This is a genomic window from Geodermatophilus sp. SYSU D00879 (genome assembly GCF_054050375.1).
Window position 1 is genome coordinate 272,546 of sequence record NZ_JBJGZF010000003.1, and the last position, 14,535, is coordinate 287,080.

Annotated in this window: 16 protein-coding genes; 12 read left to right on the top strand and 4 right to left on the bottom strand. The window is 76.1% G+C overall.

Going from position 1 to position 14,535, the window contains the following annotated elements; genetic code table 11:
• Window positions 1-32 precede the first annotated feature (32 nt).
• The 8 genes from ACI79B_RS06940 (at window position 33) to hisG (ending at window position 6,098) form a co-directional block, all read left to right on the top strand.
• On the top strand, window positions 33-545 hold the full coding sequence (locus ACI79B_RS06940; protein ID WP_456926795.1) for a hypothetical protein: 513 nt from the start codon (window positions 33-35) through the stop codon (window positions 543-545).
• Between the two features lie 49 nt (window positions 546-594).
• Window positions 595-1,266, top strand: coding sequence for a ribulose-phosphate 3-epimerase (rpe, locus tag ACI79B_RS06945; RefSeq protein WP_456926796.1), 672 nt, complete (start codon window positions 595-597; stop codon window positions 1,264-1,266).
• A gap of 26 nt (window positions 1,267-1,292) precedes the next feature.
• Window positions 1,293-2,324 (top strand): bifunctional diaminohydroxyphosphoribosylaminopyrimidine deaminase/5-amino-6-(5-phosphoribosylamino)uracil reductase RibD, encoded by a 1,032-nt coding sequence (gene ribD / locus ACI79B_RS06950; protein WP_456926797.1) that lies wholly within the window; start codon window positions 1,293-1,295, stop codon window positions 2,322-2,324.
• Window position 2,325: 1 nt separating this feature from the next.
• On the top strand, window positions 2,326-2,949 hold the full coding sequence (locus tag ACI79B_RS06955) for a riboflavin synthase (RefSeq protein WP_456926798.1): 624 nt from the start codon (window positions 2,326-2,328) through the stop codon (window positions 2,947-2,949).
• Window positions 2,946-4,268 (top strand): bifunctional 3,4-dihydroxy-2-butanone-4-phosphate synthase/GTP cyclohydrolase II, encoded by a 1,323-nt coding sequence (locus ACI79B_RS06960; protein ID WP_456926799.1) that lies wholly within the window; start codon window positions 2,946-2,948, stop codon window positions 4,266-4,268. The genes ACI79B_RS06955 and ACI79B_RS06960 overlap by 4 nt, the downstream gene beginning before the upstream one ends.
• A gap of 76 nt (window positions 4,269-4,344) precedes the next feature.
• The gene (ribH, locus tag ACI79B_RS06965; RefSeq protein WP_456926800.1) at window positions 4,345-4,872 is read left to right on the top strand and encodes a 6,7-dimethyl-8-ribityllumazine synthase; all 528 of its coding nucleotides are present in this window, start codon (window positions 4,345-4,347) and stop codon (window positions 4,870-4,872) included.
• Entirely contained in the window at window positions 4,869-5,132 is a 264-nt protein-coding gene (locus ACI79B_RS06970) for a phosphoribosyl-ATP diphosphatase (protein WP_387986919.1), read from the top strand. The genes ribH and ACI79B_RS06970 overlap by 4 nt, the downstream gene beginning before the upstream one ends.
• A 99-nt stretch (window positions 5,133-5,231) precedes the next feature.
• Complete coding sequence (hisG, locus tag ACI79B_RS06975; protein WP_456926801.1) at window positions 5,232-6,098, top strand: ATP phosphoribosyltransferase; 867 nt, start codon at window positions 5,232-5,234, stop codon at window positions 6,096-6,098.
• 22 nt (window positions 6,099-6,120) lie between these two features.
• Here the strand turns inward: hisG and ACI79B_RS06980 are convergent, their stop codons facing one another.
• Together ACI79B_RS06980 and ACI79B_RS06985 are read right to left on the bottom strand one after the other, a co-directional pair.
• Window positions 6,121-6,414: a DUF4287 domain-containing protein gene (locus tag ACI79B_RS06980; RefSeq protein ID WP_456926802.1), complete on the bottom strand. Its 294-nt coding sequence runs from the start codon at window positions 6,412-6,414 to the stop codon at window positions 6,121-6,123.
• Window positions 6,415-6,537: 123 nt separating this feature from the next.
• Entirely contained in the window at window positions 6,538-7,527 is a 990-nt protein-coding gene (locus ACI79B_RS06985; RefSeq protein ID WP_456926803.1) for a DUF2877 domain-containing protein, read from the bottom strand.
• A 259-nt stretch (window positions 7,528-7,786) separates the two neighbouring features.
• Between ACI79B_RS06985 and ACI79B_RS06990 the strand changes: the two genes are divergently transcribed.
• Entirely contained in the window at window positions 7,787-9,733 is a 1,947-nt protein-coding gene (locus ACI79B_RS06990) for a PucR family transcriptional regulator (protein WP_457000082.1), read from the top strand.
• Here ACI79B_RS06990 and ACI79B_RS06995 read toward each other — a convergent pair.
• Window positions 9,715-10,593, bottom strand: a complete 879-nt coding sequence (locus ACI79B_RS06995) for an SDR family NAD(P)-dependent oxidoreductase (protein WP_456926805.1) — start codon at window positions 10,591-10,593, stop codon at window positions 9,715-9,717. The two genes, ACI79B_RS06990 and ACI79B_RS06995, sit on opposite strands and share 19 nt — an antisense overlap.
• Before the next feature lie 78 nt (window positions 10,594-10,671).
• Between ACI79B_RS06995 and ACI79B_RS07000 the strand changes: the two genes are divergently transcribed.
• The 3 genes from ACI79B_RS07000 to ACI79B_RS07010 all read left to right on the top strand — a co-directional run bounded on the left by ACI79B_RS07000 (window position 10,672) and on the right by ACI79B_RS07010 (window position 12,866).
• Window positions 10,672-11,247: a TetR/AcrR family transcriptional regulator gene (locus ACI79B_RS07000; RefSeq protein ID WP_456926806.1), complete on the top strand. Its 576-nt coding sequence runs from the start codon at window positions 10,672-10,674 to the stop codon at window positions 11,245-11,247.
• A 37-nt stretch (window positions 11,248-11,284) separates the two neighbouring features.
• On the top strand, window positions 11,285-12,028 hold the full coding sequence (locus ACI79B_RS07005; protein WP_456926807.1) for a DUF5995 family protein: 744 nt from the start codon (window positions 11,285-11,287) through the stop codon (window positions 12,026-12,028).
• Between the two features lie 79 nt (window positions 12,029-12,107).
• Window positions 12,108-12,866 (top strand): SDR family NAD(P)-dependent oxidoreductase, encoded by a 759-nt coding sequence (locus tag ACI79B_RS07010; protein WP_456926808.1) that lies wholly within the window; start codon window positions 12,108-12,110, stop codon window positions 12,864-12,866.
• 63 nt (window positions 12,867-12,929) lie between these two features.
• On the opposite strand, the gene ACI79B_RS07015 is transcribed toward ACI79B_RS07010, so the two are convergent.
• On the bottom strand, window positions 12,930-14,513 hold the full coding sequence (locus tag ACI79B_RS07015; protein ID WP_456926809.1) for a helix-turn-helix domain-containing protein: 1,584 nt from the start codon (window positions 14,511-14,513) through the stop codon (window positions 12,930-12,932).
• Window positions 14,514-14,535: the final 22 nt, after the last annotated feature.

The following is a 14,535-nucleotide window of genomic DNA, read 5'->3' on the forward strand; positions in this document are numbered from 1 at the left end:
CGACCGGCGTCCGTCGCCTAGCCTCCCCCGCCGTGCCCTCGCCCTCGGACTCCTGGCTCCCCGACGACTTCGTCCACCCCCTCCGCGCCGACCTGCCCACCGGTCAGCACCTGCGCCCCATCCGCGCGGCCGACACCGCCATCGACTTCCCCGCGGTCATGGGCTCCCGCGAGCGGCTGTGGGGCATCTACGGCGAGGCGTGGGGCTGGCCGCCCGCGACGATGACCGAGGAGCAGGACCGCGAGGACCTCGCCCGCCACGAGCGGGAGATCGAGGCGCACGAGAGCTTCAACTACGCGCTGCTCGACGCGGACGAGACGGAGCTGCTCGGCTGCGTGTACGTCGACCCGCCGGAGAAGGCCGGCGACGCCGACGCGGAGGTGTCCTGGTGGGTCGTCGACCGCCTGGCCGGCACCGAGGTCGAGGCGGCGCTGGACGCCTTCGTCCCGCGCTGGCTGGCCGCGGAGTGGCCGCTGCGGGCCCCGCGCTGCGTCGGCCGCGACCTCGCCTGGGCCGACTGGACCGCCCTGCCCGACCGGGACTGAGCGGGCGCGGCCGGAGGGGGTGATCACCGGCTGCCTAGACTCGGACGACGTGGCCCGGACCCCGATGATCGCCCCCAGCCTGCTCTCGGCGGACTTCGCCCGGCTGGCCGACGAGGTGGCCCGCGTCGCCGACGCCGACTGGCTGCACGTCGACGTCATGGACGCCCACTTCGTCCCCAACCTCACGCTGGGGCGGCCGGTGGTCGAGGCGATCCAGGCGGTGAGCCCCATCCCGCTGGACTGCCACCTGATGATCGAGGCGCCCGAGCGGTGGGCGCCCGGGTACGCCGAGCTCGGCGCCCGCAACGTCACCGTGCACGCCGAGGCCTGCACCGGCGACCCCCGCGGCGTCGCCCGGGACGTCCGTGCCGCCGGCGCCCTGGCCGGCCTGGCGATCAAGCCCGGCACGCCGCTGGAGGACTACGAGGACGTCCTCCGCGACTTCGACACCCTCCTGGTCATGACCGTCGAGCCCGGCTTCGGCGGCCAGGCGTTCATCGCCGACGTGCTGCCCAAGGTCCGCCGCGCCCGCGAGCTGGTCGACACCGGCCACCTGCGGGTGCTGGTCGAGGTGGACGGCGGTATCAACGCCGACACCATCGAGCGGGCCGCCGAGGCCGGCGCCGACGTCTTCGTCGCGGGCTCGGCCGTCTACGGCGCCGACGACCCCGCCCGCGCGATCGCCGCGCTGCGCGCCCAGGCGGCGGCGGCCGCCGGGTGACGGTCACCCCGGCCGAGCAGGCCGCCATGGCGAGGGCGCGCGCGCTCGGCGAGAGCGTCCTCGGCAGCACCAGCCCCAACCCGCCGGTCGGCGCGGTCGTCCTCGACGCCGACGGCGCGGTCGTGGGGGAGGGCGCCACCTCCCCGCCCGGCGGCCCGCACGCCGAGGTGCACGCGCTGGCCCAGGCCGGCGGGCGCGCCCGCGGCGGCACCGCCGTCGTCACCCTCGAGCCGTGCGCCCACACCGGCCGCACCGGCCCCTGCGCCGACGCGCTGCTGGCCGCCGGGATCGCCCGGGTCCTCGTCGCGGTGCCCGAGCCCACCCGGCTGGCCGTCGGCGGCGCCGAGCGGCTGCGCGCGGCCGGCGTCGACGTCGAGGTGGGCGTCGAGCGGCAGGCCGCCGAGGAGGGCGCGCTCGCCGCGTGGCTCACCGGCGTCCGCGCGGGCCGGCCGTTCGTCGTCTGGAAGGTGGGCGCCACCCTCGACGGGCGGGTCGCCGCCGCCGACGGCACCAGCCGGTGGATCACCGGCCCGACGGCCCGCGCCGCCGTGCACGCGCTGCGCGCCGGCTGCGACGCCGTCGTCGTCGGCTCCGGCACCGCCCTGGCCGACGACCCGCAGCTCACCGTCCGCGACGCCGACGGCCGCGACGCCGCCCGCCAGCCGCTGCGCGTGGTGCACGACCGCCGCGGCCGGCTGCCGGCCACCGCGCGGGTGCTCGACGGCGCCGCGCCCACCCACGTCAGCCGCGCGGCCGGCCCCGCCGAGCTGCTCGCCGAGCTGTTCGACCGCGACGTGCGCCGGGTGCTGCTGGAGGGCGGCCCGACGCTGGCCGCCGCCTTTCTCCGCGCCGGGCTGGTCGACGAGGCCGTCGTCCACCTCGCGCCGAAGCTGCTGGGCGCCGGTCCCTCGCTGGTGGGAGACCTGGGAATCAGCACGATCGGCGCGGCGCTGACCCTGGAGGTCCGGGACGTCACCCTGCTGGGCGGGGACGTGCAGATCCGCCTGCGGCCGACCCGGCACACTGGAGACCGACCGGTCGCGGACGAGAGGGGCTGACGTGTTCACGGGCATCGTCGAGGAGGTCGGCTCCCTCGCCGCGCGCGAGGAGTCCGCGGATGCCGCGGTGCTGCGCATCCGCGCCCGCCGCGTGCTCGAGGACGTGCGCCTCGGCGACTCGATCGCGGTCAACGGCGTCTGCCTCACCGTCACCGGCGTCGAGCCCGGCCCCGACGGCGACCAGGTGTGGTCCACCGACGTCATGGCCGAGACGCTGCGCCGCAGCAGCCTCGGCACCCTCGGCGACGGCGACCCGGTCAACCTCGAGCGCGCCGTCGCCGCCGGGGGGCGCCTGGGCGGGCACGTCGTGCAGGGCCACGTCGACGGCGTCGGCACGGTCGTCTCGCGCACCCCCAGCGAGCACTGGGACGTCGTCCGGGTCGCGCTGCCGCCGCAGCTGGCGCGCTACGTCGTCGAGAAGGGCTCGATCACCGTCGACGGCGTCTCGCTCACGGTCAGCGCGCTCGGCGCGGCCGACGACCCCGAGCCCTGGTTCGAGGTGAGCCTCATCCCCGCCACCCTCCGGGAGACCACGCTGGGCGGCCGCGCCCCGGGTGACCCGGTCAACCTGGAGGTCGACGTGATCGCCAAGTACGTGGAACGCCTGCTGGGAGCGCGACGATGAGCGGAGCAGTCCGCCTGGACACGGTCGAGAGCGCCATCGCGGCGGTCAAGGACGGCCGCCCCGTCGTCGTCATCGACGACGAGGACCGCGAGAACGAGGGCGACCTCATCTTCGCCTCGGAGCTGGCCACCCCCGAGCTCGTGGCCTTCATGGTCCGGTACACCTCGGGCTACATCTGCGTGTCGGTCACCGAGGCCGACGCCGACCGGCTGGACCTGCCGCCGATGTTCCGGGTCAACCAGGACCGCCGCGGCACCGCCTACACCGTGACCGTCGACGCCCGCGAGGGCGTGACCACCGGCATCTCGGCCGCCGACCGCGCGCACACCATCCGGCTGCTCGCCGCCGCGGACACCTCCTCGGCCGACCTCGCCCGCCCCGGCCACATCGTGCCGCTGCGCGCCAAGGACGGCGGCGTGCTGCGCCGGCCCGGGCACACCGAGGCCGCCGTCGACCTCGCCGTCCTCGCCGGCCTGCGCCCCTCGGGCACGCTGTGCGAGCTGGTCAGCGAGAAGGACCCGACCGGCATGGCCCGCGCCGAGGAGCTGCGGGTCTTCGCCGACGAGCACGACCTGTGCCTGATCTCCATCGCCGACCTCATCGCCTACCGCAAGCGGTTCGACAAGCTGGTCGAGCGGGTCGCCGAGGCCACCGTGCCGCTGGCGCCGGGCACCTTCACCGCGGTGGGCTACCGCAGCTCCTACGACGAGCGCGAGCACGTCGCCTTCGTCTACGGCGACATCGGCGACGGCGAGGACGTGCTCGTCCGCGTGCACTCCGAGTGCCTCACCGGCGACGTCTTCGGCTCGCTGCGCTGCGACTGCGGCCCCCAGCTGCAGGCCGCGCTGGCCGCCGTCGCGCACGAGGGCCGCGGGATCGTGCTCTACATCCGCGGGCACGAGGGCCGGGGGATCGGCCTGCTGCACAAGCTGCAGGCCTACCAGCTCCAGGACGCCGGCGTGGACACCGTCGACGCCAACCTCGACCTCGGCCTGCCCGCCGACGCCCGCGACTACGGCACCGGCGCGCAGATCCTCGTCGACCTCGGCGTGCACACCATGCGGCTGCTGACCAACAACCCGGCCAAGCGCGCGGGCCTGGAGGGCTACGGCCTCAAGGTCACCGGCCGGGTGCCGCTGCCCAGCCACGTCACCGCCGAGAACCTGTCCTACCTGCGCACCAAGCGCGACCGGATGGGCCACCTGCTCGACATCATCGAGCCCGAGACCGAGTCCGGCCCCGCCGACGTCCCCGCCGGGGAGCACGCCACCGTCCCCGGCACCGACGTCCCGCTGGGCCGGCGGGAGCAGCAGCTGTGAACGAGCCGGCGAGTTCACCGAGGGGCACAGCAGCGGGTCCGCGCACGCGGTCGACGAGCGCCAGCGAGGAGGCAGCGTGAGCGGACAGGGACGCCCCGAAGCGCAGGCGGTGGACGCCGCCGGGCTGACGCTGGGCATCGTCGCGACCACCTGGCACGCCGAGATCACCGACGCGCTGCTCGCCCGCGCCGTCGAGGCCGCCCGCGCCAGCGGCATCGGCGAGCCGACCGTCGTCCGGGCGCCGGGCGCGGTGGAGCTGCCGGTGGTCGCCCAGGCGCTGGCAGAGCGGCACGACGCCGTCGTCGCGCTCGGCGTGGTCATCCGCGGCGGCACCCCGCACTTCGAGTACGTCTGCGACGCGGTCACCGCGGGGCTCACCCGGGTGGCGCTGGACGCCGGCAAGCCCGTCGGCAACGGCGTGCTCACCTGCGACACCGAGGAGCAGGCCCGCGACCGCGCCGGCCTGCCCGGCTCCGCGGAGGACAAGGGCTGGGAGGCCGCCGTCGCCGCGCTGGCCACCGCGCTCACCCTCCGCGACCTCCGCGGGCCCCGGCACTCCACCGGCTTCCAGGTCACCCCGGCCGTCGGGCAGGGCCTGGCGTGAAGCGCTTCGACGAGCTGTTCGCCGAGCTGTCGGCCAAGGTCGCCGCGGGCGACCCCGCCTCGGGCACGGTGACCGCCGTCCGCGACGGCGTGCACGCCGCCGGCAAGAAGGTGGTCGAGGAGGCGGCGGAGTCCTGGATGGCGGCCGAGCACGAGGGGCCCGAGCGGACGGCGGAGGAGATCAGCCAGCTCCTCTACCGGGTGCAGGTCCTCATGCTCGCCCGCGGGCTGACCCTCGACGACGTCTACACCCACCTCTGAGGAAGGACCCTCCTGCCCCCACCGCTCGCACGCTCGCAGCGGGACCCTGCAGGAGGGCCGAGAGACCATCGGACGAGCACTCAACGAAGGAGCCACCCAGTGCTGCGCATCGCCGTGCCCAACAAGGGCGTCCTGAGCGAGCCCGCGGCCGCGATGCTCGCCGAGAGCGGCTACCGCCAGCGGCGCAGCACCAAGGACCTCGCCGTCTACGACCCCGAGAGCGACACCGAGTTCTTCTACCTGCGCCCGCGCGACATCGCCGTCTACGTGGCCGCCGGCACCCTCGACGTCGGCATCACCGGCCGCGACATGCTGCTGGAGACCGCGCCGGCCGACGGCGAGGGCCCGACCGCCGTCGAGGTCATGCCGCTGGGCTTCGGCCGCTCGTCGTTCCGGTTCGCCAGCCCCGTCGAGTCGGGCATCGACTCGGTCGAGAAGCTGGCCGGACGGCGGATCGCCACCGCCTACCCGGTGCTGCTGCAGCGGTACCTCGACGAGTCGGGCATCAAGGCCGGCGTGGTCAAGCTCGACGGCGCGGTGGAGACCGCCTGCCGCCTCGGGGTGGCCGACGCCGTGTGCGACGTCGTCGAGACCGGGACGACGCTGCGCGCCGCGGGCCTGCGGATCATCGGCGAGCCGGTGCTCACCAGCGAGGCGGTGCTCGTGCGCCGCGAGGGCGCGGAGGAGATCCCCGCCGTCGCCCAGCTGCGGCGGCGGCTGCGCGGGGTCCTCGTGGCCCGGCAGTACGTGCTGCTCGACTACGACTGCCCGAACGAGCTGCTGGCCCGGGCCACCGAGCTCACCCCCGGCCTCGAGGGCCCGACGGTGAGCCCGCTGCAGACCGAGGGCTGGTCGGCGGTGCGCGCGATGGTCCGCCAGTCCGACACCAACCGGGTCATGGACGAGCTGTGGGAGCTCGGCGCCCGCGCCATCCTCGTCACGAGCATCCACGCCTGCCGCCTGTAGCCGGAGGACCCCGCGCGGCCCGTCACCCGGCGGGCTTCGTGGCCCTGCCGTCGAGCCAGAGGGTGTCGGACTCGTCGCGGTGCGAGCCCGTGCTGCCGACGTGCCTGCTGCCGATGACCGGGCCGTTCCTCAGCACGTGGACCAGCGCCATCGCGTGACCGCGGCCGAGCCCGTGCTCCTCCTTGAGCCACGCCACCACCTCACCCGCCTTGGTGTCCGGGGCGTCGAGGCCCCGCTCGTGCGCCTGCGCGAGCAGCTGGCGCGGGGTGAGGCCCGTCTTCTCCTCGATCGCGTCGAGGTATGCCTGGAAGGACATCGCGTGCTCCCCGGGGTCGGTGGGTGTCGGGAGAGGAGACGGCCCGGGCCGGGCGGACTCATCGCCCACGCGACAGCGGCCCCCTCCCGGGAGGGAGGGGGCCGCCGTCGGGTCGTGGTGCGGTCAGCGGGCGCGGGTGGTGCGGTCGACCAGGTCGATCGCGGTGCACAGGCCCAGCGCCATGGCGCGGCCGCTGGTGGAGCCGGTGGCCAGCAGGCCCTCGATGGCCGGGCCGAGCGGGCGCTCGCCGACCAGGCCCTGCAGCACCGCGGCGTACTCGCCGCTGACCCGGCCGGCCGCGGCGTGCCGCAGCAGCGCCCGGGACAGCTCGGTGGTGCGGCCGGCGGCCAGCGAGTAGACGCCGGCGGCGAACCGCTCGGCGGCCGGGTGCCGGAGCAGCACCAGGCCGGCCATCGTGCCGGCCATGACGTCGTCGCCAGCCGGGGTGAGGCCAGGGCCCAGGCCGATCAGCCGGGCGGCGGTGCGCAGCGCGGCGTCGAGGTCGGCCCGGCGCACCGCGCCCCGCAGCGCGGCCAGCGGGCCGCCGGGGCCGGCGGGCAGGCCCGGCAGCGTGAACGCGCTGTGCGGGACGCCCTCGCCGTAGAGGGTGGTGCGCAGCTGCCGCACGCCCTCGGGCAGCAGCGCCGGACGCGGGCTGGGCAGCCGCGGCCGCGGGTCCCACCACGCGGCGGCGCGCACGACCAGGTCGCCGACGACGATCCGGCCGCCGCCGACCTCGGCGGGGGCACCGCCGGGCAGCGCGACGAGGGGACGGCCGTTGCTGGGCCGGAAGAGGACGCAGCCGAGGGGGAGCCGGGCGGCGTCGCTGGTGAGCACCCCGACGACGTCGGTGCCGCGCTCGGTGGGCACCTGGAGGTACACCGCGGCGGGCATGCTCATGAGCACCCGGGCCGGGCGGACCGGACCGCGCAGCAGGTCGGCCACGCCGGTGCTGGCCGAGGCCGGGACGGCCGAGGCGGCACGCGCCGGCGACGCGGTCCGCAGCGTCTCCTGCACCGACGAGCGGGGCAGGGGGATCGTCGGGACGCCGGCACGGGCGGCGCGCCCCGGTGCGGTCGGAGAACCGGTGGTCGAGTGGTCGATGGTGCGCATCTGTGCAGCCCTTCCCCGTCGGACAGCGGGAGCGACCCTCCGCTCGACTCCCGCCCCTCGGACCGGCTGCCGGAGGGTGAGACGCACCACCTGAGGGGAACGCCTACCATCCAGCGGACGGACCGACTGACTCGAAGCTATGCGGCGCGTCGCACGTCCTCTTATGGCGAATGTGGCCAAGAATGGGGGTGCCCGTCCAGGCACACCTGCCAGTTTCCCGCAACTCGAGACGGACGACGGGTGAGGAGGAGGGCGAGTCGTGACTCACGGTGAAATGCCGATGACCTCGGCGATGTACCCGACTGCGCCGCTGCAGCTGCCGCACGGATGGCAGCACCCCGCCCCGTCCCGCGTCCTGCCGCCCCGTGACGAGCGTGCCGGGTGGCGCGACCGCGTCGGCCTGCGCCTGGACGAGGCGCTGCGGTTGCCGCGCCTGGTGGGCGCCGAGGTGGTCGCCGGCCGCGCCGGGACCGGTCGCGTCGTCCGGCACATGGTCGTCGACGACCCGGCGGCTCCGCTGGCCACCGCGGGCCCCGACGTCCTCGTCGTCCTCGGCGCCCGGCTGCCCCCGGCCGACGCCGCCGCCGGCCGCGCCCTGGTGGACCGGCTGCTGCAGGTCGGCGCCGCCGCGCTGGCCTTCCGCCGCACCGAGGGGCCGCCCCCGGTGCCGGCCGAGGTGCTCGCCGAGGCCGAGCGGCACGGCTTCCCCGTGGTGGCGCTGCCGGCCGCCGTCCGCATGGACGAGGCGGTCTCCGAGGTGCTCGGCGCGGTCGTGCGCCGGCAGGGCGAGGCGCTGGCCGTCTCCGCCCGCATGCACGACCAGTTCATCGACGTCGCCCTGAGCGGCGGCGGCCTCGCCGAGGTCACCGAGCAGCTGGCCACCTACCTCGAGGGCGCCGCCGTCCTCGGGCTCGGCCCCGACCGGGAGATCGTCACCAGCGCCGGCCCGCCCCGCGACGTCGCCGAGATCAGCGACTGGCTGTGGCTGCTCGACGCCGAGGCCGAGGACGAGCTGGCCATGATGGCGCCGGCCCACCGGCTGTCGGGCGTGCGCGCCGACCAGACCGTCGTCACGCCCGCCGACGTCCTCGCCGACGCCGACCTGTCCCCGGCCGACGGCATCCTGCTCGTCCCCGGCCACCACGAGCTGCCCGGCGGGGTGGGGGAGTACGCGGTCGCGCCGATCATGGCCGGAGACCAGCGGCACGGCTGGCTGGTCGCCGTGCACCGCAGCGGCCAGATGGTGGTCGGCGCCGGCGGTGTGCTGGAGCGGGCCGCCGTCGTATCGGCGCTGTCGGTGATCCGCCAGCAGGCGGTGCACTCGGTGGAGCTGCGCTTCCAGGGCGACCTGGTCCGCCGGCTGGTCGGCGGCTCGCTGCGGCACACCGAACGGGCGCTGGCGCAGACCCGCTCCTTCGGCTGGCGGCTCGACGGCCCCGTCGTCGTCCTGGTCACCGCCACCGAGACCGCCGCCGACCCGGCGGCCGACCCCACGCGCGCCCTCGACGTCCTCGACCGGCTGGCCGACGGCTGGCGGGCGGCGCTGGAGACGGAGGTCAGCGGCGCCGCCGTCGCGGGGCTGTCCACCGAGATCGTCACCGTGCTGCCGCTGGACGGCCGGACGCCGGAGGAGATCACCTCGCTGGTGACCGCGGTGACCTCCCGGGTCAACGCGCGGGTGCGCCGGGTGGGCCGGGTGCTCGGCACCGGCATCGGCCGGCCCGCCGGGTCGATCTCGGCGCTGGGCGAGGCGCACCAGCAGGCGCAGCGGGCGCTCGGCGTCGGGCAGGAGATCCACGGGACGGCCGCGGTCACCCACTTCGACCAGCTCGGGGTGTTCCGGCTGCTGTCGCTCATCCCGGACAGCACCGAGCTGCGCTCCTACGTCGACGAGGTGCTCGGCTCGCTGGCCGACGCCGCCGACCCGGACTCGGCCGACCTGCGCGAGACGCTGCGGGTGCTGCTGGAGACCAACCTCAACGTCGCGGAGTCCGCCCGCCGGCTGCACTTCCACTACAACACGATGCGCTACCGGATCGGCAAGCTCGAGCGGCTGCTCGGGCCCTTCACCACCGATCCCACGCTGCGGCTGAACCTGCTGCTGGCGCTGCACGCCGCCCGCATGCGCGGGCTGGACCAGCCGCACCGCCCGCCGGTCGACTCGGGGCTGCTGCCCCCCGACGACGGCTACGACGCGCTGATCTGAGGGCGGGTCAGCTCCAGGCTGGCCTCCCACAGCTCGCGGGCGCGGCCGGGGTCGCGGCTGTCCGGCGACGACGGCGCCTCGACGCCGCGCTCCAGGTAGCGCCCGCTGGTGCCGGTCGGCCCGGTGACCGCGGCGGCGAGCCCCGCGGCCGCCTCGTCGACGCCGGAGGCGAACGGCAGCCGGGCGAGCAGGGGCGCGAGCCCGGTGTAGAGCGCGCGGGCCGGGGCGGGGTAGCGGTGGTGCAGTCCGGTGCCCGGCACCAGGCCGGGGTCGTACACCGCGACGTCGAGCTCCGGGTGCCGGCGGGCGAGCTCGGCGCCGAAGAGGACGTTGGCCAGCTTCGACGTCGCGTAGGCGCGCTGCCCGGACTCCCGCCGCGGGCGGGCCAGCGCGCGGGGGTCCGCCCACCGCGGCGCCGGGAACGGCCCGGACTTCCGCCAGGTGCCCCAGTGGGTGCCGCTGCTGACCACGACCACCCGCGCGCCCCGGGTCAGGTGCGGCAGGAGCTCCACGGTGAGCGCGAAGTGGGCGAGGTGGTTGACCGCGAAGGTCAGCTCGTGGCCGTCGGCGCTGGCCCGGTCCGCGACCGGCACCTGGACGCCGGCGTTGAGCACCAGGGCGTCCAGCGGCTCCCCGGCGGCGACCCGGGCCGCGGCCGCGCGGACCGCGGCGAGGGAGGCCAGGTCCAGGTCGACCACCTCGGCGGGCGGTCCCAGCTCGGCGGCGACCGCGGCACCGCGGGCGGCGTCGCGGGCGCCGAGCAGCAGGCGCCACTCCCCGGTGGCGGCGAGGTGCCCGGCGGCGGCCCGCCCGATCCCCGACGTCGCGCCGGTGACCAGGGCTGTGCGGATGTCGCTCATCGCGTCTCCTCTCGCGGGACGACGTCCCGATGTGAGACTGTGTGTCAGGACGGGACTCCGTGTCAACAGGAGGTGGCGGTGACCGAGACGGCCGCGGAGCGCCGGCGCCGGCGGCTGCGCGCCGAGGTGACGCGCCGCGCGGTCGCGCTGTTCGCCGAGCAGGGCTACGCCGCGACGAGCACCGAGCAGGTGGCGGCGGCGGCCGACGTCTCGCGCAGCACGCTGTTCCGGCTGTTCGCCGACAAGGACGACCTGCTCTTCGGCCTCGAGGACGACCTGCTCGCCGCCGCCGCGGCGGCGGTGGCCGAGGCCCCGCCGGAGCTGTCCCCGTGGGCGGCGCTGCGCTCGGCCGCCGTCGCGATCGCCGCGCAGGTCGCGCCGCTGCGGGACCTGCTGCTCACCCGCGAGCAGGTGGTGGCCGGCGTGCCGGCGCTGCGGTCCCGGGCGGCGGCGAAGCTGCGCCGCTGGGAGGCCGCGCTCGCCGACGGGCTCACCGCCCGCGGCGTCCCGGCGGGGGAGGCGCTGCTGCTGGCCAAGCTGGTCGTCGCCTGCTTCGAGGTCGCCCAGGACGACTGGCTGGCCGGCGAGGCCGGGGACCTGCCGGACCTGGTGACGGCGGCCCTCGACCGGCTGCCGGGCCTGCTGGACGCCTGACGCGCGCGGGACGCCCGCCGCGGGGGACGATCGGGGTGTGACCGCACCGGTGGACGAGCTGGTCGCCCGCATGCAGGACCTGCTCGACGCCCTCGTCGCCGCCCGCGACCCCGCCCGCCACTTCCTCGGCACCTACCTGCGCACCACCGAGGCGGTGAACGCGGCGATCGACGCCGGCCGGTTCGAGGACCCGGCCTGGGTGACCGACTGGGACGTCGACTTCGCCGGGCTCTACCTCGACGCCCTCGAGGCGCACCGCCGCGACCCGGCCGCCCCGCCGGCGCCGTGGCGGGCCGCGTTCGGCACCGACCCGGCCGCCCGGCCGGAGGCGCACGTGCTGCTCGGCATGAACGCGCACATCAACTTCGACCTGCCGCAGTCGCTGGTGCAGGTCATGGGCCCGGCCGACTTCGCCGACCCGCCGCTGCTGGACTCCCGCCGCCGCGACCACGAGCGCATCGACGAGGTGCTGGCCGGCCGGGTGGCCGCCGAGGACCTCGCCCTGCAGGCCGCGGGCAGCCGCCGCACGCCGGTCGACCGGGTCATGGGCGGGCTCAACCGGACGGCGGCCCGGGTGCTGCTGCGCGAGTCGCGGCGCCGGGTGTGGGGCAACACGACCGTCCTGCACCGGGCGCGCCTGCAGGGGCCCGACGCGCTGGCCCGCCGGGTGGCCCAGCTCGAGGCCGCGGCCGCCGCCCGGGTGGCCGACCTGCAGCGCGGCGGGCCGGTGCTGCTGCGGCTGGCCGTGCGCGGCTTCGGCGTCGTCCTGCCGGAGGACTGAGCCGCCCGCGCTGCCGGATCCCGCGGGCGGGCGCAGGCTGGCCGGGGTGCCGCACCGGGCGGCCCGGGAGGAGGACCGCATGACCGACGCCGGCCGACCACTGTCCGGGAGGGTCGCCCTGGTCACCGGGGCGTCGTCGGGGATCGGGGAGGCGACCGCGGTCGCGCTCGCGGAGGCCGGCGCCGCCGTGGCCGTCGGCGCCCGCCGCGCCGACCGGCTCGACGCCCTGGCGCGGAAGCTGCGCGACGGCGGCGCCCGCGCGCTGACCCTCGACCTGGACGTGACCGACGAGGCGTCCTGCCGGGCCGCCGTCGCCCGGACGCGGGAGGAGCTCGGCGGGCTCGACGTCCTGGTCAACAACGCCGGCGTGATGCTGCTCGGCACGATCGTCGGGGCCGACGTCGAGGACTGGCGGCGGATGCTGTCGACCAACGTGCTCGGCCTGATGTACACGACGCACGCCGCGATCGACGGCATGGTCGCGCAGGGCTCCGGCGACGTCGTCAACGTCTCCAGCGTCGCCGGGCGCACCGCGCGCAAGGGCGCCGGCGTCTACAACGCCAGCAAGTGGGCGGTGAACGCCTTCAGCGAGTCGCTGCGCCAGGAGGTGACCACCCGGGGCGTGCGGATCTCGCTGGTCGAGCCGGGCGCGGTGGCCACCGAGCTCACCGACCACATCACCCAGCCCGACGCGAAGGCCACCTCGGTGCGGATGTACACCGAGATGACGCCGCTGCAGGCGGAGGACGTCGCGCGGGCGATCGTCTACGTGGTCAGCCAGCCGCCGCACGTGGCGGTCAACGAGGTCCTCGTCCGCCCCACCGCCCAGGAGCGCTGAGGTACGGGAGGCTCGCCGCACGTCCCGGGCGCCGGGACGTGTGGGGAGCCTCCCGTGCCAGCCCTAGTCGGAGAAGACCTCGATCGAGGCGCCCATCTCGATCAGCCGCTCGTAGAGGTGCTCGTAGCCGCGGGCGATGATGTCGACGTTGCGCAGCACCGACGTGCCGCGCGAGGCCAGCATCGCCAGCAGGATGCACACCGCGGGCCGCAGCGCCGGCGGGCAGACCACCTCGGCGCTGCGCCAGCGGGTCGGGCCGGTGACGAGCACCCGGTGCGGGTCCATGAGCCGGACGTCGGCGCCCAGGCGGGTGAGGTCCGACAGGTGGATCGCGCGGTTGTCGTAGACCCAGTCGTGGATGAGCGTCGAGCCGGTGGCCGAGGCGGCGATGACCGCGAAGAACGGCAGGTTGTCGATGTTCAGCCCCGGGAACGGCATCGGGTGGATCTTGTCGATCGGGGCCTTGAGCTGCGACGGGTGGATGGTGACGTCGGCCAGGCGGGTGTGGCCGTTGTCGGCCAGGTACTCCGGCGAGAGCTCGTACCGCAGGCCCATCTCGGCCAGCACCGCCAGCTCGATCTCGAGGAACTCAATGGGCGCGCGGCGGACGGTCAGCTCGGACCCGGTGACGATGCCCGCGGTCAGCAGGCTCATCGCCTCGACCGGGTCCTCGCTGATCGTGTAGTCCACGTCGGCGTCGAGCACCGCCCGGCCGGTCACGGTGAGCGTCGTCGTCCCGAGGCCCTCGACGTCGACGCCGAGCAGCTGCAGGTACAGGCACAGGTCCTGGACCATGTAGTTCGAGCTGGCGTTGCGGATGACCGTGGTGCCCTCGGTGCGGGCGGCGGCCAGCAGCGCGTTCTCGGTCACGGTGTCGCCGCGCTCGGTCAGCACGATGGTGCGCCGCCCGGTGACCCGCGGGTCGACGGTGGCGTGGTACTCGCCGGCGTGCGCCTCGACCTCCAGGCCGAACGGGCGCAGCGCGATCATGTGCGGCTCGACGGTGCGGGTGCCGAGGTCGCAGCCGCCGGCGTAGGGCAGCCGGAACGAGCGGGCCCGGTGCAGCAGCGGGCCGAGGAACATGATGATGCTGCGGGTCCGGCGGGCGGCGTCGGCGTCGATGCCGGCCAGGTCGAGCCGGTCGGGGACCTGCAGGGTGAGGTCGCGGCCGGTCCCGTCCCAGGTGGCGACGACGCCGATCGAGCGCAGCACGTCGAGGATCCGGTCCACCTCGACGATCCGGGCGACGTTGCGCAGCGTCGTCCGGCCGCGGTTGAGCAGCGCGGCGCACAGCAGCGCGACGGCGGCGTTCTTCGACGACTTGACCGTCACGCTGCCGCGCAGCGGCGTGCCGCCGGTGACCCGCAGGTGGGTGGGGCCGGCCGGGCCGACGCTGATCAGCTCGCTCTCCAGCGCCTCGGACAGCCGGCCGAGCAGGTCGAGGGTGAGGTTCTGCCCGCCCTGCTCGATCCGGGCGATCGCGCTCTGGCTGGTGCCCAGGCGCTCGGCCAGCTGCTGCTGGGTCAGCCCGCGGTGCCGCCGCGCGTCGCGGACCAGCAGGCCGATGCGCTGCGTGGCGCTCACCGCTGGCGGGGGAGCGGGGGAGGAGGTGGTCGTGGTCTCGGCCGGGAGCTCGGTCGCCGTCACGGTCGAGAACGGTATCTCGCAG

What these genes read in the sequence shown, in the direction of transcription:
- ribD (WP_456926797.1), top strand. Translation starts at nt 1,293, where the DNA reads ATGGCGAGGGCGCGCGCGCTCGGCGAGAGCGTCCTCGGCAGCACCAGC.
- ACI79B_RS06960 (WP_456926799.1), top strand. Translation starts at nt 2,946, where the DNA reads ATGAGCGGAGCAGTCCGCCTGGACACGGTCGAGAGCGCCATCGCGGCG.
- ACI79B_RS06980 (WP_456926802.1), bottom strand. Translation starts at nt 6,414, where the DNA reads ATGTCCTTCCAGGCATACCTCGACGCGATCGAGGAGAAGACGGGCCTC.
- ACI79B_RS06985 (WP_456926803.1), bottom strand. Translation starts at nt 7,527, where the DNA reads ATGCGCACCATCGACCACTCGACCACCGGTTCTCCGACCGCACCGGGG.
- ACI79B_RS06995 (WP_456926805.1), bottom strand. Translation starts at nt 10,593, where the DNA reads ATGAGCGACATCCGCACAGCCCTGGTCACCGGCGCGACGTCGGGGATC.
- ACI79B_RS07010 (WP_456926808.1), top strand. Translation starts at nt 12,108, where the DNA reads ATGACCGACGCCGGCCGACCACTGTCCGGGAGGGTCGCCCTGGTCACC.